This window comes from Bathymodiolus japonicus methanotrophic gill symbiont (assembly GCF_019721995.1).
Taxonomy (GTDB): Bacteria; Pseudomonadota; Gammaproteobacteria; order Methylococcales; family Methylomonadaceae; genus Methyloprofundus.
Window position 1 is genome coordinate 1 of record NZ_BLYC01000007.1, and the last position, 19545, is coordinate 19545.

Consider the following 19545-nt stretch of genomic DNA (forward strand, 5'->3'; position numbering starts at 1 on the left):
CACCCGTAGCAACCAGTCCCAGGGTATACTTGCTTTACGAAACACCCAGGATAATGCGGCTACTTTGCAATCTCCAAGGCTTGCTCGCTCAAACTTAGCCCAGCAAACAGAGTTCATTAGCAGTATGCCCGTTAAACAAGTGCCCAACCAAGCGGCTTGAATCCGTGTCAAAGCGGCTCCGGGTTTTAGCTGATTGAGCGCATCATTTAAATCGTCAATATAGCTCTGGATAAAGGTGGCTGGGGCATTCATTAACATGGGCTTACACCGATAAAATTACAACAACCTCAGAATACCTGATTTTACCTTCTCAATATCAAAAACTTGAACATCGAGTATTAGGGATTCCTGTCCTATTATGGGCTGACCCATACCGCTTGCGATAGGTTTTGTTCTGATGCCGAAGATGCTTGTATAGTTCACCCCCTGCCTTTTTGTCCGCCAGAATATGCTGGTAGATTGTTTCATGATGAAGACTAATTATACCTTCTTGTTTTAACCGCCCTGCAATCTGCTCAGGACTCCAGTCATCCTCAATGCGAACATTAACAATGCCTTTTATTTCGTCCGTTAATTTAACCTCTTTAGGCTTGTTTTTGTGTCGTTCTTGGGCAAAATCTTCTGCTTGTTTATGCCTGTAGCCTCTTTGACCTGTATTGCGTTTAATCTCGCGTGAAATATTGCTTTGGCTTCGTTCTAAGGCTTCTGCTATTTTATTCTGTGAAGTTCCCTTTTTTAATTCAATTTCTATATAATATCTTTCTTCAGGACATAGGTGTGTATAGCTCATTTGTAGCCTCTGTAAATTGTTTGGTAGCTGTTTACTTTACACCTATGTCTTGTCTTAATTCAACAGGTGTTAGTCTCATCAGTGCTCCCCTATCAATTGAGGCCGTAAAACTAACCTCGCCACAAGAGAGCTCATAAAGCACTGTAAAGACATTCCTGTTATTATTGCGTTTTGAACTGCCCGAATGGTATACGAGCTGATACGAGATATTCTTGCCTGGAAAAATAATGGATTCACAAAACGATCTCGTTTTTGAGCCTGTTGCTGCCTAATCTCCAGAGCCTCGCTATATTTTTTATCCGATGGATGAATCAATTCTGGCTGTTGTGTTTTTGAAATCTCTTCAAACACGCGCATTAAATTATAGCTCATTGCAGTCAGGCGCATTTGATTTTCAAGTGAGCGGGTATTGGAAGACCAAGCTTTAGTTTCCTTGAAATTACTTTCAGTGTTATTGAATGTCTTTTCAATCGTCCATCGCTTGAAATACAGCATGGCAATGGTTCCAGGGTTAATAGTCATTGGCAAGGTTGTCACAAACCGGTGAAGTTTTCCGGTTTCTGGATCACGGTAATCCACCACGTTAAATTTGATGCCCTTGTTTTCGTACACACTGTATGCTTCAACCCCTGTATTGATCTCATGGTGGGAGTCAAAAGGGATAGACTCAACCAGAGTCGCAATTGAATTTTCTTTTAGCATTGAAATCATGTAATTAGCATGTCGTTTCTGCCGATCCCACCAGACAAAGTCGGTGACGGCTTTATCGTAGACATAGAGATGTTTCTGAGAGCTGTTATTTCCCTTGTTTTGCTTTTCAATATGATCTCGTAACACAGGTATTTCTTGATGTCTCTGAGTTTCGTTTGTCACCAGACAAAGAAACAGGCGCGCCATGCTACCTCACGAAATTCCGGGACTCCTGTCGCCATAATTCGTTTACCTACGCAGCGGATGGGAGATGCCCTGAACGCCCTGCGTCCGCAACGACTACGCACAAAAGCCGCTTCGTCATTACTACCTCACTGGCTGGACGACTATTCGGAATGCAATTCTTGCTCCTCTCGCGTGCTGCTAGCACACGTCGAATCAGCGAATTGCCCTGTCGCCTATCAGGGACTAAAAATCACCACTTCGCTAAGCTACGTTTCCATGATTTTCAGCGGGGGAAGCAGCTGGCCATAAATCTGTTCATTGGTTTGGAGGAAATGGCTACCACTATCGACTACACTGATACAGCGTAATAACCCAAGGCGAATAAAGTCGATATCCTTCAACTCTGGGCATGAACGAGCCCACAAAGGATGACGCTCTGCTAACAGGGCACGTTCCATACTTTCATTGCAGTGTTGGTGAATATGTTCAGAGAGTGGTAGGTCTTTAAGCATGGGTGATATCCGTTTATGAGGTGATTAAAACGGAAATTTTTAGAAAATTTCTTCGGCAATTGCAAGCTTTATTTGAAATTATTTGTTGTTTTTTTACGGTGCCTACAGAGTGTCTATTTGCTGTTATAAGTGATTAAAATCAAAAAGATGGAAATATTCGAGTGGTGCTACCTTCAGGTAGGTCATAGGCTGCTTTGTTTAGGTACTTCTTCTTTCAATGGGAACACTGATGGTTAGTCTAGCCAATACTTGCAGAGGGTTATGCACTTACTTATACGAATTCAGGAGATTTCAAAAACACAACAGCCAGAATTGATTCATCCATCGGATAAAAAATATAGCGAGGCTCTGTAGATTAGGCCGCAACAGGCTCAAAAACGAGATCGTTTTGTGAATCCGTCATTTTTCCAGGCAAGAATATCTCGTATCAGCTCGTATACCATTCGGGCAGTTCAAAACGCAATAATAACAGGAATGTCTTTACAGTGCTTTATGAGCTCTCTTGTGGCGAGGTTAGTTTCACGGCCTCAATTGATAGGGGAACACTGATGCCTTAATTAGATGATCCGAGTGATCGAAGCTAGCTTGAATCCCACCAAAACTTTTGCCTTCAACTTGACATTCACGTAGATCCTCTTCTTTTTGTTTTTCAATAAAAGCCGTAGCGACACCCTCGCCAAAACTAGCACAGCCCGAAATCACCAGACTGATTAATATTAAAAGTATTTTTTTCATATCTAAATCTCATGTTGAAATCGCTGCGCTGTGGCAGGTAATTTATTAAAAATTGCATGTTTAGGCAGAGCATATTTTTGCGGATAATATACCCCCACTAAATATAGACCATGCGCGGGCGCTGTCACACCTCCGACCTGTCTATTTTTACATGCCAGTAATTCTTCTGTCCATTGCACAGGTTTATCACCCATACCGATAGCCATTAAAACGCCAGCTATATTACGTACCATATGGTGTAAAAATGCATTCGCGGATATATCCATAATGACTTGCTCACCTTGCCGATATACTTCAATAAAATACATCAGGCGCATAGGACTGACAGACTGGCATTTAAGCGCTCTAAATGACGTAAAATCATGGCTGCCCACTAAGGCCTGTGCAGCCTGATGCATTTTTTCAGCTTCCAGTTGATGGTGGCACCAGGTCACGCGGTCACGATGTATGGCAGAACGGGTGTCACGATTTAGAATAATATAGCGGTAAAATCTAGCGATGGCACTATAGCGTGCATGAAAATCACCTACAGCTTCCTGCACCCAGATTACTCGCACATCAGCTGGTAGATTGGCATTAATGCCCATCAACCAGGAGTGATGACTGCGCTGCGACTCAGTATCAAAGTGCACTACCTGCTCTAAAGCATGCACACCGGTATCAGTACGCCCGGTACAAACAATAGTCACCGTATGGTTAGCCACTTTAGAGGCTGCTTGTTGCACTGCATCCTGTACTGTGCGCAAACCTCCCTCCTGCCATTGCCAGCCAAAAAATGCACTGCCATCATACTCAACGCCTAAAACTATGCGCATCTTTTTAATCCTTAAGATTTTGCAGCGGGTAAGACTGGTAAATTCTTATGTTCGACCAGTATATGCACAAAATGGTTTGCTTCAGAGATAGATTTTTCCATGGCCTGAATGAGCTGTGAAATATCGAAGCAAATTTCTGAAAATTCATGCTGTAGCGCAGCAATAGCATTGGCATTAAGATTATGTTTTAAAAACAATACCTGATCTCTGAAGGCGCCTAAAACGGGTTGAATTTTCTGCTCGGCTTTGAGCATGGCTTTAATCAGACGCATATAATGCTGTTTTGATAGTTTTAATTGTTGCCTACTCTGTGCACGCAAGGAACGGTTAGTATATTCTTTTAGTTCTGCTTCCCATTCCTTAAACAAGGCATCGCTGACCTCTTCAATCGACTGTATTTTATTGTGCACAATTTCAGAGCGTAGCGTACAAAAATCAAATTGTTGCTTGAGCAGTCGATATTTATCTTCCAGGCTTCCCGATTCAACATTCACAACTGATTTAAAGCGCTCCAGTGCATCTAAAAGTTGTATCTTAGTTTCTTGTAGGCTCTCACTGGCATCCTCTACACGCATAACCACCAAGTCGCGCTTGTGCTGGCCAAACGATTCTTTAGTTCGATAGTAGACATGCTGAAACTTGTATGTCAAAAAACGCGACAGCAATTTAACAGAGCGTTCAGTCAAGCCTCTAATGGATAATAATGAACGGGACTGGGTATATTTAGACATGGGCTTTTAAACTGGCGGCAAGAGCAGATAACTGATGATATGCAATACAATCAATCTGCAGCGAGTGTTGTTGTACAAATGTGGCAAATGCTTTATCAATAACACCTGATGCAGATAATTGCGCTATGCTACTATCGGACGAAAACTCAGCTGATTTGAGCAGTATGACATGTTCCATTGATAATTGTACTGCTAACCATGCCGCCAGAGTGTCCGATGTAATATCCCAGCTTGCAGGAATGCCTGCAGCATCCAGCTCACTGCTTAATGGCGACCAGATCACCGTATGCTGTTGCATACTCGCACGAATCATTGCCACATTATTGACTACCACAAGCCCGCTGCATAAACTCTGCAACAAGAGAGCTATTTGTTGCATCGCCAGGATTGCCATGTAATGCGCGGTACGATCATCATACTGCCATTGTTGCTGTGTTATGCGCACCTGTTCGGCAAAAACACCGCCGCCAGGTACAATCACAAGCTGCCCGTTACCTGTTCGTGTTGCCAACTGGAGAATCCGGGTAACTGGGGCATGCGACAATAAGCTGCCGCCTAATTTTAATACCATCATGCGACTTGCATTTGTTGCAAAAGGTGTAGGATGACAGCCGCTTTATCAAAACTTTCTTGATATTCTGCTGCTGCTTCCGAGTCATTAACAATCCCGCCGCCAGCCCAGAAACGTATGCTATGCTCCGAGTGTACCAAAGTACGAATAGTGATATTACTATCCATATTGCCATTAAAGCCGATATAGGCAATCGAGCCACAATAAATACCGCGCCGGTGTGGCTCCAGCTCTTCAATAATTTCCATCGCACGGATTTTAGGTGCGCCAGTAATAGACCCTCCCGGAAAACAACTGCGTAGTAAATCCAGTGCATGACTGCCCTCAGCTAACTGTCCCGAAACCGTACTGACCAAATGATGTACCGTCGCATAACTTTCTATAGCAAATATTTTAGGTACTTTAACTGAACCCGGCAGACAATTTTTACTAATATCATTGCGTAATAAATCAACAATCATGACATTCTCTGCGCGGTCTTTATGGCTACTTTTCAAGTCATCGATTTGCTGCTGATCCGCCAGCGCACTTGCTTTTCTGGGGCGCGTGCCTTTAATCGGTTTAGTTTCCACCCGCCCGGCTGAGACCTTTAAGAAACGTTCCGGTGAAGAGCTTAGAACCTGTACTCCCGGAACATTTAAATAGCCACTAAAGGGCGCTGAGTTGACTTGGCGTAATTGACAGTAAGCTGCCCACGGATCGCCCTGGCATTCAGCCACAAAGCGCTGCGCCAGGTTTACCTGATAACAGTCACCTTCTTTTAAGTAATTTTTAATTTTAGCAAATGCCTGGTTATAGAGCACCTTGCTCATATTAGACTGAATATCGCCAGTTACCTTAAAGTCGTTTACTTGCCGCTGTTCCGGGTACTCGCTAAATTGTGCGATTAAAGCATGCCAATGCGCTGGATTATCCGCTTTACCGACTAGATAACTGCGCTCCAGCAGGTGGTCAATGACGACTGCCCACTGGTAGATGCCGGCCGCCATATCTGGAATATATTCTGCATCCTGAGCAATTTCGGGTAAAATTTCCAGCTGTCTGCCTAAATCATAGGCAAAGTAACCGATTGCCCCACCATTAAAAGGCACTTCAGGAAAATCCGGCTTTTGTGCTAATTGCTGCTTGACCAGGGTAAATGGATCTAGCTGCGAAATGCTTGTTTTACCCGCCTGCGTAATCCGGGTTTGCTTTCCCTCTGTAAGCAAAGTACAAACTGGCTGAGTAGCCAAAATATCATACCGACCCTGACGTTTTGCTGCCGAACCACTATCTAAAAAAACCGCCCACGGCTGATCCGCAATACTTGAAAACAATCGGGCACTATCTGCTAAATAAGGCAAAGCATGTAGCTGGGAACTTGAACAGGGGTTAGACATTAGTTGAATTGGACGAATTGCATAGCGGTGGACTAAGTAAACTGAAGTTTCCCAATAATTATTTATGGTGAAATTGAAACTATGCTACAACTATATGAAAAAATAGTCTTTTCATTCGTTTCAAATGCTATTGCCTAAGGGGAATTAAGTAGGGGTTTGCTATAAACATGGCAAAACCACCTAGAATAAACCTCGATACACCAGCATTGTGTATTTCAGCTACTCAATAATTGGGAAACTTCAGCTAAGTAAAAACAAGTCTTTTAATTTGACTTGCTGCACTTGTGCGGATGATATGAGTATAAGATCTTTGGTTATTCAAGTAGTTGATTTTAGCAAAAATTAGTTTAACTAGTACAGCACCGTGTTGTTTTAATGGATAGGGCATTTCATAAACTACTGATTTAAAATATATCACAATTAACTATTAGCCCATCTGACACGGTGCTGCACTAGCATCTACTATAGCTAAATAAGCCACCGCTACTGCGGGAGCACAATCAGCGATCTGCATGGATGTTTTTTGCGCTGGCATTGTAAATAAAGCATCAAAATCAATATATTCCATACCCAGCTTATCTGCAATTTCCCGGACTAGAAAACGACCTATGCCGGCGCCTATTAGCCGGGGAATACTAGCCGGTGCAGCACGCTGTAATTGCTTTTCGCAGGCTAGTTGTATTCTACAAAGTTGTTGCTCTCGAATAATATGCGCCAATTGTCGCCACTGCGCAACTGGAAAATCTTCTGCATCACAGCCTATCATACGCGCTAATCGTCGTGCGCTTGCTTGTCGTGTTTTTGCCTGGCCATCAGCGGTAGTACTTTGATCATGCAGCTCATTTAATTCATTAGTTAAACGGTAAATATCGGCCGTGCTCGCAAAGTATTCACTCATAACGCCCACCGCTTGACCTGCAAAATGAACCTCCTGGCTAACCGCCATCACTGCGGTCCTTACAATGCCTGTGTACACTAATTCAGCTGAAGCCAGGCGCTGAAAATCAGTGTAGCCCAGCACATCAGGCTGCTGGTGCTGGAATAATAAGATGTCCGTCGTGGTACTGCCGATATCGACTAATAGTCCCTGCTCTAACTGCCTGGCAACATAAGACACACTTGCCAGCCAGTTAGCCGAGGCGATATCATCAATATCTTCAGCTAACACATCAGCTGCTAAAATAAAGCCTTTCCGCCCAGCATAAACCTGTAGAGCTTGCTGCTCTAATACCCGCTGCATAAGCGCAATAATTTCAACCACACCCTCTGCCCGAGTGGAAAATAAATCAACCAACTCACCAGACATGGTAATAATATGCTGTACTGCTTGCCTTGGTAATTGTATGAGAATCGCTGTCAGGGCTTTTTCCAGCTTGTTCAGACCCTGCCATAATGGACAGGGTTCTTGATAAACAGCGATAACTTCACCATAAGCATTGAGCCAGGCTGCTTTTAAATGCGCACCGCCGATATCCCAGCCGATAAATACAGGCGTTTTTATATTAGCCTGCATAAGCACCATGCAGATCAATGTTCACCCGCACCTGCTGGTTTCGGGGTGTATTCAATAGCCCCTGTGTATTATGCAGATTTAAAACCAACTCGGCAATATTAATCCCTAACGCTTGTTTTAAGCCGGCATAAGAGGTGGTTAAGCGTGGATTAATCTCTAAAACCAGGATTTCACCTGTCTTGCTTACTATTAAATCGATCCCGGCATAGCCAAATAATTGAGGCAGTGCTGTTGCAATTTTCTGACAAATTTTTTGGTAGTCTGCTTGATGCTTACTCTGAATATTCACTGTGCATGCGGTTAATATGAATTGTTGTTGCTCTATATTGATATGCTGCTGATTACAGCATAGATAATACGCCTTCCCCTGATAAAACAGACAGGATAAGCTAAACGACTTACCCCCGATAAAGGGCTGAATAATATAAGTTTTATCATCTTGCAATATAGCTACTACACGCTGCCAATCCGGCTCAGACTGTACCAGATAGACCTGATCACAACCTACTGAATCATTCACTTTAAGCACCCAGCTTCCTTTCCTGTAGCTTGCAGAATGTGCATATTTATCACTCGGCACACAAGCGATACCGGCACTTTGTAACAGCCTTGTGGTCGCTAATTTATCCTGGCATTGGGATACAACTGCATGACCGGACGTATATAAATACTTTCCTTGTGCGCTAAAATACTGACACCAAAAGGCGAGAATCCCATCCGTTTCTGGCGCAATTAACCAGACCGCATCATACTCAGTCTGCCTGGTTAATAACAGTGCCTGCATGTCCGTGTGCGCTGAAATCATTATAATTTGCCAGGCAATATTTAGTTCAACATCATGCCGACTAAGTCTTACATCTTGCATAAGCAATATTTCCAGACCTTGTATGCTGCGCAAATCATCCAGCAAGGCATTGCGCATTAAATACCCTTCCTGCAATAATGATGCCGGTAATGGCTGCTTTATAAGCCCGCCCCCCGTGATAAATTCAAAAACCAATAAACGCATGCTGCAAATTATTCCTGTTATTGATATAAAAGCTGGGCAAGTAGTTCTAGCCAGGCAAGGCAAAAGGTACTGTTACCGCCTACTTTCGACACCGCTATGCCAGTCTAGCCAGATAGATGATGTGATTAATGCGTATTTAAATGTCTCTTGCTTCACCCGTATTTATATCGCTGATCTTGATGCCCTAATGAATACAGGCAACAATCACAGTTTGATTAATGAATTATTTTGTCGCTACCCTGAGATTAACTTTATGATTGATAGTGGCTCGATGCAACCGCTTTACACTCCTCCACAGGCAAAACAATTTACAGCAATTATTGCGACCGAAGCTATCGTAGAAAAAGAGCTAATTGAGCTAAAACAACAAACTGACAACTTTATCTTGTCGCTAGATTTCTCTAGCCAGGATGCACCTATGGGTGATTCCTGGCTATATTATTCTCCTGCTTTATGGCCAAAGCAGCTCATTCTGATGACGCTGAGTTTAGTAGGAACAAATAGCGGTCCCGATCTGAATAAACTGGCGCACTATCGTCAGGCATATCCGCAGCACGAGTTTATTGCAGCTGGCGGAATTCGCGGTATAAAAGATTTATTACAGCTCAAAACCATAGGTATCAAAACAGCACTGGTTGCCAGTGCGCTGCATCATGGCAAGTTAAGCGGTGAGGATATTCGGCAATTAAATGGACAAGTTTAAACCCCTAACCCAGTTTTCGAAAATAGTGGACAGCAATTCACTTACCACATAACATATTGAAAAACATGCATTTAAATTGCATGCCAAAATACACTATGTAGTACCATAAAGTTTAGTTTATCTTATTGTAACTACTCAGCGAAGCTGAGTAGTTCAATGAAATTATAACGCAAACTCAGGTAACTTTCCTTCAAAAACCAGCATCATTGCCTGAGTTGCACTTAGACCTTGTTTACGGCACGTTGATAAATACCCTCGGACACGACAAAATATCTCGGCGCCCTTGGTACTACGAAAACAGCCCGATATTTTCTGTTGAACCTTGGTCATCCGAATCGAATTTTCTGCGGCATTATTGGTAAATGGCACGCAGGCCTGTGTCATGAAGCGCAACACATCCTCTTCATAATTAATCAGCCTTTCCAGTAAGTTTCTAGCCTTACTGCGTTTTATTCGTCCCCGTTTTGCTTCTTTAGGCTTATCGGGTGGAGGGCATTCAATCTCCGCTTTGCCAAGTAATTCTCTGTATTGTACTTTCCATTTTTCCGCTTCTTTATGTGGAAGTATGCCGCTTGCTTCACTGACGGTATCATTCATTTTCTCAAGCAGTCGCTTCATTTCAAGCGCCCACTCCTGTTTGTCCTGCTCCCAGGCACACGTCAATTCCCTCAGATGATGCGCATTGCAAAGCGAATGAGTACAATCATATTTATAGTAGGGCTTCCAGTGGTCATGACATAAGATGCCATGATATCGGGGTAAAATCCCAATGTCATTCATTGCCTCCGTGCCTCGTTTGGCATGAGGAAAGAAGTGTGTCCATTGATCATTAGAAGTCCCAAGTAACCAATGGCGCTTACCATTAATATTAATTCCTGTTTCATCCGCATGGATACATGGGGATTCGATTAGGTGTTCTTTACTGATCGTTTCAAATTCGGCCAGTTGTTCATAAGCCAGCTTATTGAAATTATAGACTGAAGTTTCCCAATAATTATTTATGGTAAAATTGAAACTATGCTACAACTATATGAAAAAAAATAGTCTTTTCATTCATTTCAAATGCTATTGCCTAAGGGGAATTACGTAGGGGGTTGCTATAAACATGGCAAAACCACCTAAAATAAACCTCGATACACCAGCATTGTGTATTTCAGCTACTCAATAATTGGGAAACTTCAGATTATAGATAGAGCCTTCACTAATCGGCATATCTAATTGATCAGCGAAATACTCCTGTATCCGGTTGTAGGGCAATAACATTCACATAGGGAAAGTCTTGTAAAAATTGCGGGTAATCGGTTCGGCCTTGTAAATTAAGTACGCTGAATAATTTTTGCAGATAAGCTTGTAAATCCTTGCCATCTTTAGCAGTATGCGAGGCGATGGCATTAGTAAATTGTCCTGCCTTAAAAATCCTCGTATCTTCGGCAAAAAAACAAAATAACAAACGAGAAAGAAAGATATTCCAGGCGCGCCATGCTACCTCACGAAATTCCGGGACTCCTGTCGCCATAATTCGTTCACCTACGCAGCGGATGGGAGATGCCCTGAACGCCCTGCGTCCGCAACGACTACGCACAAAAGCCGCTTCGTCATTACTACCTCACTGGCTGGACGGCTATTCGGAATGCAATTCTTGCTCCTCTCGCGTGCTGCTAGCACACGTCGAATCAGCGAATTGCCCTGTCGCCTATCAGGGACTAAAAATCACCACTTCGCTAAGCTCCGTTTCCATGATTTTCAGCGAATGCGTGTATCTGGTCTTTTTCTTCTGTGGGATTATCTTCTAAAATTAAGTCATACAATCGCCCCATGCGCTCCGCTGCTTTTACATCCGCAGGGTTTTCATTTTGCAACTGAGATTTTTACATCCCAGCCCAAGGCAGAAAAAATCATAATGTTTAGCCAGGTCAGCTAGGGGAATATCTAAGCTATCGGCTGTTTTTGTGTCGATTGCCAATAAAGATTTAAAATCCGTGATAACGATAAAACGGGGGTGCTGTTTGGCTATTGTCTTATCCGTTTTTAGCTGGCCAATCAAGACATGTAGGTCAGCCGTCTTTTCTTGTTTGAAAAAAATCTTTTTCTTCCAGAGTATTTCACCGTCAACTTTAGACAAGTTATAGTCACCTTTATGCAGTCGAGTAATAGAAGATTTGGGCTGTCCATAGACTAATAATAAATCATAAATAAATGATTCTTTATTGAGGCTGGACCTGAATTCGTATAATAAGTGCATAACCCTCTGCAAGTATTGGCTAGACTAACACCTGTTGAATTAAGACAAGACATAGGTGTAAAGTAAACAGCTACCAAACAACTTACAGAGGCTACAAATGAGCTATACACACCTATGTCCTGAAGAAAGATATTATATAGAAATTGAATTAAAAAAGGGAACTTCACAGAATAAAATAGCACAGGCGCGCCATGCTACCTCACGAAATTCTGGGACTCCTGTCGCCATAATTCGTTCACCTACGCAGCGGATGGGAGATGCCCTGAACGCCCTGCGTCCGCAACGACTACGCACAAAAGCCGCTTCGTCATTACTACCTCACTGGCTGGACGGCTATTCGGAATGCAATTCTTGCTCCTCTCGCGTGCTGCTAGCACACGTCGAATCAGCGAATTGCCCTGTCGCCTATCAGGGACTAAAAGTCACCACTTCGCTAAGCTCCGTTTCCATGATTTTCAGCGGAAGCCTTAGAACGAAGCCAAAGCAATATTTCACGCGAGATTAAACGCAATACAGGTCAAAGAGGCTACAGGCATAAACAAGCAGAAGATTTTGCCCAAGAACGACACAAAAACAAGCCTAACCCATCTTCGTCACTATTGATGATGTAGTTGTTATAAATCAATTGGTTGAAATTTTAAAAAGTAGCCAGTTGGCACTACAGATTTTGTGTTTTTGTATAAAACGTTGGATTTTTTAGAGTATTTTTGTCGCATGTAAATTACACTCAAATAATGATGATTTTTTTGACAAAAGTCAATGAATTTATCGACAAAAATAATATAAATGGCACTACAAAACTTTCAAAAAAAACACCATTGATTTTAAAGAGAATTTTTCGACAAAAAATCGCTTAAACCGATGAATCAATGGCTTAGAAAGATGAAAGTGACGAAGATGGGCTAAAGAGGTTAAATTAACGGATGAAATAAAAGGCATTGTTAATGTTCGCATTGAGGATGACTGGAGTCCTGAGCAGATTGCAGGGCGGTTAAAACAAGAAGGTATAATTAGTCTTCATCATGAAACAATCTACCAGCATATTCTGGCGGACAAAAAGGCAGGGGGTGAACTATACAAGCATCTTCGGCATCAGAACAAAACCTATCGCAAGCGGTATGGGTCAGCCCATAATAGGACAGGAATCCCTAATAGAGTCGATATAGATGAGCGTCCTGAAGAGGTCAACAACCGTAAGCGTATAGGTGGTTGGGAGGCAGATACAATCATTGGGAAAAATCACAAAGGGGCGATTGTAACGTTGGATGAGCGAGTCTCTAAATTACGGTTGGCCTTCCCTTTAGCGGGGAAAAAGGCTCAATATGTATTAGACGCAACCGCTGAAATACACAATGCTGGTGTATCGAGGTTTATTTTAGGTGGTTTTTCCATGTTTATAGCAAACCCCTACTTAATTCCCCTTAGGCAATAGCATTTGAAACGAATGAAAAGACTGTTTTTTTCATATAGTTGTAGCATAGTTTCAATTTTAACCATCAGTGTTCCCATTGAAAGAAGAAGTACCTAAACAAAGCAGCCTATAACCTACCTGAAGGTAGCACCACTCGAATATTTCCATCTTTTTGATTTTAATCACTTATAACAGAAAATAGACACTCTGTAGGCACCGTAAAAAAACAACAAATAATTTCAAATAAAGCTTGCAATTGCCGAAAAAATTTTTCTAAAAATTTCCGTTTTAATCACCTCATAAACGGATATCACCCATGCTTAAAGACCTACCACTCTCTGAACATATTCACCAACACTGCAATGAAAGTATGGAACGTGCCCTGTTAGCAGAGCGTCATCCTTTGTGGGCTCGTTCATGCCCAGAGTTGAAGGATATCGACTTTATTCGCCTTGGGTTATTACGCTGTATCAGTGTAGTCGATAGTGGTCGCCATTTCCTCCAAACCAATGAACAGATTTATGGCCAGCTGCTTCCCCACTCAACGTATTTTAAATCACTGAAGTCGCATAGACGAACAAGTATGCTTGAGGCATTTGAACAGCAGAGCTATCATCTTCACGCTGAAACACTGCTATCGCAAGGCATTGATTATCTTAAAGCATTCCCGGAACTTGACGAATACACCATAGAAGCAGCGGATGGACATTTTATTGATCATGCCTGCCATACTGAAAAAAACAGCAAGGGGAAAGTTTATGCGGCTGGGGGGATTTACGCGTTGAATCTCAGAAGTGGGTTGCTCAGATTTCTTTGTCTGGTGACAAACGGAACTCAGAGGCATCAAGAAATACCTGTGTTACGAGATCATATTGAAAAGCAAAACAAGGGAAATAACAGCTCTCAGAAACATCTCTATGTCTACGATAAAGCCGTCACCGACTTTGTCTGGTGGGATCGGCAGAAACGACATGCTAATTACATGATTTCAATGCTAAAAGAAAATTCAATTGCGACTCTGGTTGAGTCTATCCCTTTTGACTCCCGCCATGAGATCAATACAGGGGTTGAAGCATACAGTGTGTACGAAAACAAGGGCATCAAATTTAACGTGGTGGATTACCGTGATCCAGAAACCGGAAAACTTCACCGGTTTGTGACAACCTTGCCAATGACTATTAACCCTGGAACCATTGCCATGCTGTATTTCAAGCGATGGACGATTGAAAAGACATTCAATAACACTAAAAGTAATTTCAAGGAAACTAAAGCTTGGTCTTCCAATACCCGCTCACTTGAAAATCAAATGCGCCTGACTGCAATGAGCTATAATTTAATGCGCGTGTTTGAAGAGAGTTCAAAAACACAACAGCCAGAATTGATTCATCCATCGGATAAAAAATATAGCGAGGCTCTGGAGATAAGGCAGCAACAGGCTCAAAAACGAGATCGTTTTGTGAATCCATTATTTTTCCAGGCAAGAATATCTCGTATCAGCTCGTATACCATTCGGGCAGTTCAAAACGCAATAATAACAGGAATGTCTTTACAGTGCTTTATGAGCTCTCTTGTGGCGAGGTTAGTCTCACGGCATCAATTGATAGGGGAACACTGATGACAACTATATGAAAAAAAATAGTCTTTTCATTCATTTCAAATGCTATTGCCTAAGGGGAATTACGTAGGGGGTTGCTATAAACATGGCAAAACCACCTAAAATAAACCTCGATACACCAGCATTGTGTATTTCAGCTACTCAATAATTGGGAAACTTCAGATTATAGATAGAGCCTTCACTAATCGGCATATCTAATTGATCAGCGAAATACTCCTGTATCCGGTTGTAGGGCAATAACATTCACATAGGGAAAGTCTTGTAAAAATTGCGGGTAATCGGTTCGGCCTTGTAAATTAAGTACGCTGAATAATTTTTGCAGATAAGCTTGTAAATCCTTGCCATCTTTAGCAGTATGCGAGGCGATGGCATTAGTAAATTGTCCTGCCTTAAAAATCCTCGTATCTTCGGCAAAAAAACAAAATAACAAACGAGAAAGAAAGATATTCCAGGCGCGCCATGCTACCTCACGAAATTCCGGGACTCCTGTCGCCATAATTCGTTCACCTACGCAGCGGATGGGAGATGCCCTGAACGCCCTGCGTCCGCAACGACTACGCACAAAAGCCGCTTCGTCATTACTACCTCACTGGCTGGACGGCTATTCGGAATGCAATTCTTGCTCCTCTCGCGTGCTGCTAGCACACGTCGAATCAGCGAATTGCCCTGTCGCCTATCAGGGACTAAAAATCACCACTTCGCTAAGCTCCGTTTCCATGATTTTCAGCGAATGCGTGTATCTGGTCTTTTTCTTCTGTGGGATTATCTTCTAAAATTAAGTCATACAATCGCCCCATGCGCTCCGCTGCTTTTACATCCGCAGGGTTTTCATTTTGCAACTGAGATTTTTACATCCCAGCCCAAGGCAGAAAAAATCATAATGTTTAGCCAGGTCAGCTAGGGGAATATCTAAGCTATCGGCTGTTTTTGTGTCGATTGCCAATAAAGATTTAAAATCCGTGATAACGATAAAACGGGGGTGCTGTTTGGCTATTGTCTTATCCGTTTTTAGCTGGCCAATCAAGACATGTAGGTCAGCCGTCTTTTCTTGTTTGAAAAAAATCTTTTTCTTCCAGAGTATTTCACCGTCAACTTTAGACAAGTTATAGTCACCTTTATGCAGTCGAGTAATAGAAGATTTGGGCTGTCCATAGACTAATAATAAATCATAAATAAATGATTCTTTATTGAGGCTGGACCTGAATTCGTATAATAAGTGCATAACCCTCTGCAAGTATTGGCTAGACTAACACCTGTTGAATTAAGACAAGACATAGGTGTAAAGTAAACAGCTACCAAACAACTTACAGAGGCTACAAATGAGCTATACACACCTATGTCCTGAAGAAAGATATTATATAGAAATTGAATTAAAAAAGGGAACTTCACAGAATAAAATAGCACAGGCGCGCCATGCTACCTCACGAAATTCTGGGACTCCTGTCGCCATAATTCGTTCACCTACGCAGCGGATGGGAGATGCCCTGAACGCCCTGCGTCCGCAACGACTACGCACAAAAGCCGCTTCGTCATTACTACCTCACTGGCTGGACGGCTATTCGGAATGCAATTCTTGCTCCTCTCGCGTGCTGCTAGCACACGTCGAATCAGCGAATTGCCCTGTCGCCTATCAGGGACTAAAAGTCACCACTTCGCTAAGCTCCGTTTCCATGATTTTCAGCGGAAGCCTTAGAACGAAGCCAAAGCAATATTTCACGCGAGATTAAACGCAATACAGGTCAAAGAGGCTACAGGCATAAACAAGCAGAAGATTTTGCCCAAGAACGACACAAAAACAAGCCTAACCCATCTTCGTCACTATTGATGATGTAGTTGTTATAAATCAATTGGTTGAAATTTTAAAAAGTAGCCAGTTGGCACTACAGATTTTGTGTTTTTGTATAAAACGTTGGATTTTTTAGAGTATTTTTGTCGCATGTAAATTACACTCAAATAATGATGATTTTTTTGACAAAAGTCAATGAATTTATCGACAAAAATAATATAAATGGCACTACAAAACTTTCAAAAAAAACACCATTGATTTTAAAGAGAATTTTTCGACAAAAAATCGCTTAAACCGATGAATCAATGGCTTAGAAAGATGAAAGTGACGAAGATGGGCTAAAGAGGTTAAATTAACGGATGAAATAAAAGGCATTGTTAATGTTCGCATTGAGGATGACTGGAGTCCTGAGCAGATTGCAGGGCGGTTAAAACAAGAAGGTATAATTAGTCTTCATCATGAAACAATCTACCAGCATATTCTGGCGGACAAAAAGGCAGGGGGTGAACTATACAAGCATCTTCGGCATCAGAACAAAACCTATCGCAAGCGGTATGGGTCAGCCCATAATAGGACAGGAATCCCTAATAGAGTCGATATAGATGAGCGTCCTGAAGAGGTCAACAACCGTAAGCGTATAGGTGGTTGGGAGGCAGATACAATCATTGGGAAAAATCACAAAGGGGCGATTGTAACGTTGGATGAGCGAGTCTCTAAATTACGGTTGGCCTTCCCTTTAGCGGGGAAAAAGGCTCAATATGTATTAGACGCAACCGCTGAAATACACAATGCTGGTGTATCGAGGTTTATTTTAGGTGGTTTTTCCATGTTTATAGCAAACCCCTACTTAATTCCCCTTAGGCAATAGCATTTGAAACGAATGAAAAGACTGTTTTTTTCATATAGTTGTAGCATAGTTTCAATTTTACCATAAATAATTATTGGGAAACTTCAGTCTTAAATAGTGTCCGGTTTTTGTTGACCATTACATTAGTAGTTGGTTTAGCTGACCGGATAACAATATCTGTAAGAAGTTCTTTAGCCATTTGCAGTAACTCCTAATGCAATTACTGCATATTCTGTAGTTACTATAAAAGTTACTGCAATATTATGCAGTAGCTTAGACAGAGCTTCGCTATACACTTCCAAGTATGTAGTGTAACTACTTGAAACTAAAGTACCTATATAGGTATAGAAGATGTATACTGAAAAGAATGGTGGCGATAGTGGGGATCGAACCTACGACCTCAGGGTTATGAATCCTGCGCTCTAACCGGACTGAGCTATATCGCCTTATCTTGATGTGTTACTTGATAAGCAACCCTAATAAAGAGCGGAAAGTATAACCGCTCTTTTGATAGTCGTCAATTACAAATTATACGTTAAAGCGAAAGTGTACTACGTCACCATCTTGCACAATATAGTCTTTACCTTCCAGACGCCATTTTCCGGCATCTTTTGCACCCTGTTCTCCTTTGTATTGAACGAAATCGTCATAAGCGATTACTTCGGCACGAATAAATCCTTTTTCAAAATCGGTATGGATAACGCCTGCAGCTTGTGGTGCGGATGCGCCTACTGGAATAGTCCAGGCTCTTACTTCCATCACCCCCGCTGTAAAGTAAGTGGATAAATCAAGTAATTTATAAGCTGCTCTAATTACACGATTTAACCCAGGTTCTTCTAGCCCCAGGTCATCCATAAACTCCTGTTTTTCATCTTCTTCTAACTGGATTATATCGGCTTCTATTGCCGCACAGACTGACACGACTACTGCTCCTTCTTTATCTGCCAGTGCCTGTACTGCATCTAGTAAAGGGTTATTTTCAAAACCGTCTTCTTGTACATTAGCAACATACATGGTGGGTTTTATCGTCAATAAAAACAAATCTTTGATCAACAGCAACTCATCGTCTGACAAGCTTAAAGATCGCACCTGGCCGCCTTCATCCAGGTGCTTAAGGATTTTTTCATACAATGTTTTTTTTGCCAGCTCTTCTTTGTTACCTGTTCTCGCCGCTTTACCGGATTTTACCAGTGCTTTTTCAATACTGGCCATATCTGCTAAGGCTAACTCAGTGTTGATAACTTCTATATCACCAATTGGGTCAATTTTCCCAGCGACATGTACGACATTTTCATCTTCAAAGCAACGTACTACATGAACAATCGCATCTGTTTCGCGGATATTCCCCAAAAATTTATTACCTAGCCCCTCACCTTTTGATGCGCCTGCGACTAATCCGGCTATATCCACAAATTCTATTGTGGTAGGTAATACACGCTCTGGTTTTACTATGTCTGCCAGTGCATCCATACGGGCATCTGGCACAGGAACAACCCCAACATTTGGGTCTATCGTACAGAAGGGGTAATTTTCCGCCGAAATTTCAGCATTAGTCAATGCATTAAATAAGGTTGATTTACCCACATTGGGTAAACCGACAATTCCACAATAAAGTGCCATATTTTCTCTTGGTTAATAAAGTTAAGATTTGCCTCTCTGCCTGTATAGCAGTGAGTGAATTTTTTATATCGTCGGGGAGTCGCTATTTTTGCGAAAGCTTGTTTTGGGCATCCCAGCCCAAGCAAGCAGCAAAAACTTAACGCGACCACTTATGCCTCCGGCGGCCCCGATTCGTCCTCGTCACCTCGTCCCGACCCAACAAGGGGTCGGAACATAGGCTCCAAATGACTTGACGCCGTGTCGGATGGCCTTTTATTTTGTCTCCACCTTCGCTAACGCTCAGACTCCGACAAAACAACGGCCCTACGGCTATCGCGGACTAAAAATCTTCACTTCGCTAAAGCTCCGTTTCCAGGATTTTCAGCGGTAGAACCTGGGTTTAGCTCGCCA

The 19545-nt window shown here is 42.2% G+C and carries 23 protein-coding genes, 1 tRNA gene and 8 pseudogenes; 12 read left to right on the forward strand and 20 right to left on the reverse strand.

Translation table 11 applies throughout. The features are described from left to right. The 4 genes and pseudogenes from K6984_RS11110 to K6984_RS33225 form a co-directional block, all read right to left on the reverse strand. Window positions 1–258 (reverse strand): annotated as a pseudogene (locus K6984_RS11110) (IS701 family transposase); the annotation flags it as partial. A 79-nt stretch (window positions 259–337) separates the two neighbouring features. Next, window positions 338–790, reverse strand: a pseudogene (locus K6984_RS11115) (IS30 family transposase); the annotation flags it as partial. A 78-nt stretch (window positions 791–868) separates the two neighbouring features. Further along, window positions 869–1687, reverse strand: a complete 819-nt coding sequence (locus tag K6984_RS11120) for a transposase (protein ID WP_221895609.1) — start codon at window positions 1685–1687, stop codon at window positions 869–871. After that, complete coding sequence (locus K6984_RS33225) at window positions 1660–1788, reverse strand: hypothetical protein (RefSeq protein ID WP_263458720.1); 129 nt, start codon at window positions 1786–1788, stop codon at window positions 1660–1662. Before K6984_RS33225 ends, K6984_RS11120 begins: the two co-directional genes overlap by 28 nt. Here K6984_RS33225 and K6984_RS11125 point away from each other — a divergent pair. Next, a complete protein-coding gene (locus tag K6984_RS11125; RefSeq protein ID WP_221895610.1) occupies window positions 1745–1975 on the forward strand; it encodes a hypothetical protein in 231 nt (76 codons plus the stop codon). The genes K6984_RS33225 and K6984_RS11125 overlap by 44 nt on opposite strands. On the opposite strand, the gene K6984_RS11130 is transcribed toward K6984_RS11125, so the two are convergent. Then, a complete protein-coding gene (locus tag K6984_RS11130) occupies window positions 1933–2178 on the reverse strand; it encodes a hypothetical protein (RefSeq protein WP_221895611.1) in 246 nt (81 codons plus the stop codon). The two genes, K6984_RS11125 and K6984_RS11130, sit on opposite strands and share 43 nt — an antisense overlap. 390 nt (window positions 2179–2568) lie before the next feature. On the opposite strand from K6984_RS11130, the gene K6984_RS11135 reads away from it, so the two are divergent. Beyond that, entirely contained in the window at window positions 2569–2727 is a 159-nt protein-coding gene (locus tag K6984_RS11135) for a hypothetical protein (RefSeq protein WP_221895612.1), read from the forward strand. Between the two features lie 188 nt (window positions 2728–2915). On the opposite strand, the gene truA is transcribed toward K6984_RS11135, so the two are convergent. From truA to K6984_RS11165, 6 genes are all read right to left on the reverse strand, one after another. Further along, on the reverse strand, window positions 2916–3728 hold the full coding sequence (gene truA / locus K6984_RS11140) for a tRNA pseudouridine(38-40) synthase TruA (protein ID WP_221895613.1): 813 nt from the start codon (window positions 3726–3728) through the stop codon (window positions 2916–2918). An 11-nt stretch (window positions 3729–3739) separates the two neighbouring features. Next, window positions 3740–4459: a DUF2959 domain-containing protein gene (locus K6984_RS11145; protein WP_221895614.1), complete on the reverse strand. Its 720-nt coding sequence runs from the start codon at window positions 4457–4459 to the stop codon at window positions 3740–3742. After that, window positions 4452–5033, reverse strand: coding sequence for an amino acid kinase family protein (locus K6984_RS11150; RefSeq protein WP_221895615.1), 582 nt, complete (start codon window positions 5031–5033; stop codon window positions 4452–4454). The genes K6984_RS11145 and K6984_RS11150 overlap by 8 nt, the downstream gene beginning before the upstream one ends. Continuing rightward, window positions 5030–6409 (reverse strand): aminodeoxychorismate synthase component I, encoded by a 1380-nt coding sequence (pabB, locus tag K6984_RS11155; RefSeq protein WP_221895616.1) that lies wholly within the window; start codon window positions 6407–6409, stop codon window positions 5030–5032. The genes K6984_RS11150 and pabB overlap by 4 nt, the downstream gene beginning before the upstream one ends. A gap of 427 nt (window positions 6410–6836) precedes the next feature. Beyond that, on the reverse strand, window positions 6837–7922 hold the full coding sequence (locus K6984_RS11160) for a hydantoinase/oxoprolinase family protein (RefSeq protein ID WP_221895617.1): 1086 nt from the start codon (window positions 7920–7922) through the stop codon (window positions 6837–6839). Then, entirely contained in the window at window positions 7912–8931 is a 1020-nt protein-coding gene (locus K6984_RS11165) for an ATP-grasp domain-containing protein (RefSeq protein ID WP_221895618.1), read from the reverse strand. Before K6984_RS11165 ends, K6984_RS11160 begins: the two co-directional genes overlap by 11 nt. On the opposite strand from K6984_RS11165, the gene K6984_RS11170 reads away from it, so the two are divergent. After that, window positions 8903–9634 carry a HisA/HisF-related TIM barrel protein gene (locus K6984_RS11170; RefSeq protein WP_221895619.1) on the forward strand — a complete coding sequence of 244 codons (732 nt, stop codon included), beginning with the start codon at window positions 8903–8905 and terminating at the stop codon, window positions 9632–9634. The genes K6984_RS11165 and K6984_RS11170 overlap by 29 nt on opposite strands. A 162-nt stretch (window positions 9635–9796) precedes the next feature. Here the strand turns inward: K6984_RS11170 and tnpC are convergent. Both tnpC and K6984_RS35690 read right to left on the reverse strand, forming a co-directional pair. Beyond that, window positions 9797–10615 (reverse strand): annotated as a pseudogene (gene tnpC / locus K6984_RS11175) (IS66 family transposase); the annotation flags it as partial. Window positions 10616–10856: 241 nt separating this feature from the next. Next, a complete protein-coding gene (locus K6984_RS35690) occupies window positions 10857–11216 on the reverse strand; it encodes a type IIL restriction-modification enzyme MmeI (RefSeq protein ID WP_338024488.1) in 360 nt (119 codons plus the stop codon). On the opposite strand from K6984_RS35690, the gene K6984_RS11185 reads away from it, so the two are divergent. Then, a complete protein-coding gene (locus K6984_RS11185) occupies window positions 11173–11427 on the forward strand; it encodes a hypothetical protein (protein WP_221895620.1) in 255 nt (84 codons plus the stop codon). The two genes, K6984_RS35690 and K6984_RS11185, sit on opposite strands and share 44 nt — an antisense overlap. Here the strand turns inward: K6984_RS11185 and K6984_RS11190 are convergent. Both K6984_RS11190 and K6984_RS11195 read right to left on the reverse strand, forming a co-directional pair. Then, window positions 11386–11876, reverse strand: a pseudogene (locus tag K6984_RS11190) (type IIL restriction-modification enzyme MmeI); the annotation flags it as partial. The gene K6984_RS11185 and the pseudogene K6984_RS11190 sit on opposite strands and share 42 nt — an antisense overlap. 132 nt (window positions 11877–12008) lie before the next feature. Continuing rightward, entirely contained in the window at window positions 12009–12170 is a 162-nt protein-coding gene (locus tag K6984_RS11195) for a hypothetical protein (protein WP_221895622.1), read from the reverse strand. Between K6984_RS11195 and K6984_RS11200 the strand changes: the two genes are divergently transcribed. From K6984_RS11200 to K6984_RS11210, 3 genes and pseudogenes are all read left to right on the forward strand, one after another. Further along, window positions 12127–12381: a hypothetical protein gene (locus K6984_RS11200; RefSeq protein ID WP_221895623.1), complete on the forward strand. Its 255-nt coding sequence runs from the start codon at window positions 12127–12129 to the stop codon at window positions 12379–12381. The genes K6984_RS11195 and K6984_RS11200 overlap by 44 nt on opposite strands. 399 nt (window positions 12382–12780) lie before the next feature. Then, a pseudogene (locus K6984_RS11205) lies at window positions 12781–13308 on the forward strand (IS30 family transposase); the annotation flags it as partial. Window positions 13309–13603: 295 nt separating this feature from the next. Further along, window positions 13604–14902 carry a transposase gene (locus K6984_RS11210; protein ID WP_221895624.1) on the forward strand — a complete coding sequence of 433 codons (1299 nt, stop codon included), beginning with the start codon at window positions 13604–13606 and terminating at the stop codon, window positions 14900–14902. 241 nt (window positions 14903–15143) lie between these two features. On the opposite strand, the pseudogene K6984_RS36125 reads toward K6984_RS11210, so the two are convergent. Further along, window positions 15144–15350, reverse strand: a pseudogene (locus tag K6984_RS36125) (type IIL restriction-modification enzyme MmeI); the annotation flags it as partial. A gap of 70 nt (window positions 15351–15420) precedes the next feature. On the opposite strand from K6984_RS36125, the gene K6984_RS11220 reads away from it, so the two are divergent. Then, complete coding sequence (locus K6984_RS11220) at window positions 15421–15675, forward strand: hypothetical protein (RefSeq protein ID WP_221895620.1); 255 nt, start codon at window positions 15421–15423, stop codon at window positions 15673–15675. On the opposite strand, the pseudogene K6984_RS11225 reads toward K6984_RS11220, so the two are convergent. Next, window positions 15634–16124 (reverse strand): annotated as a pseudogene (locus K6984_RS11225) (type IIL restriction-modification enzyme MmeI); the annotation flags it as partial. The gene K6984_RS11220 and the pseudogene K6984_RS11225 overlap by 42 nt on opposite strands. Before the next feature lie 132 nt (window positions 16125–16256). Next, window positions 16257–16418, reverse strand: a complete 162-nt coding sequence (locus tag K6984_RS11230; RefSeq protein WP_221895622.1) for a hypothetical protein — start codon at window positions 16416–16418, stop codon at window positions 16257–16259. On the opposite strand from K6984_RS11230, the gene K6984_RS11235 reads away from it, so the two are divergent. Beyond that, window positions 16375–16629, forward strand: a complete 255-nt coding sequence (locus K6984_RS11235) for a hypothetical protein (protein ID WP_221895623.1) — start codon at window positions 16375–16377, stop codon at window positions 16627–16629. The genes K6984_RS11230 and K6984_RS11235 overlap by 44 nt on opposite strands. A gap of 399 nt (window positions 16630–17028) precedes the next feature. Further along, window positions 17029–17556: pseudogene (locus K6984_RS11240) on the forward strand (IS30 family transposase); the annotation flags it as partial. 347 nt (window positions 17557–17903) lie between these two features. Here the strand turns inward: K6984_RS11240 and K6984_RS11245 are convergent. Together K6984_RS11245 and ychF are read right to left on the reverse strand one after the other, a co-directional pair. Continuing rightward, window positions 17904–17981, reverse strand: a tRNA-Met gene (locus K6984_RS11245). 82 nt (window positions 17982–18063) lie between these two features. Beyond that, a complete protein-coding gene (gene ychF, locus K6984_RS11250; RefSeq protein ID WP_221895625.1) occupies window positions 18064–19155 on the reverse strand; it encodes a redox-regulated ATPase YchF in 1092 nt (363 codons plus the stop codon). 88 nt (window positions 19156–19243) lie between these two features. Between ychF and K6984_RS33230 the strand changes: the two genes are divergently transcribed. Together K6984_RS33230 and K6984_RS33235 are read left to right on the forward strand one after the other, a co-directional pair. Further along, window positions 19244–19372: a hypothetical protein gene (locus tag K6984_RS33230; protein WP_263458596.1), complete on the forward strand. Its 129-nt coding sequence runs from the start codon at window positions 19244–19246 to the stop codon at window positions 19370–19372. A gap of 27 nt (window positions 19373–19399) precedes the next feature. Next, a complete protein-coding gene (locus K6984_RS33235) occupies window positions 19400–19525 on the forward strand; it encodes a hypothetical protein (RefSeq protein WP_263458618.1) in 126 nt (41 codons plus the stop codon). Window positions 19526–19545 lie beyond the last annotated feature (20 nt).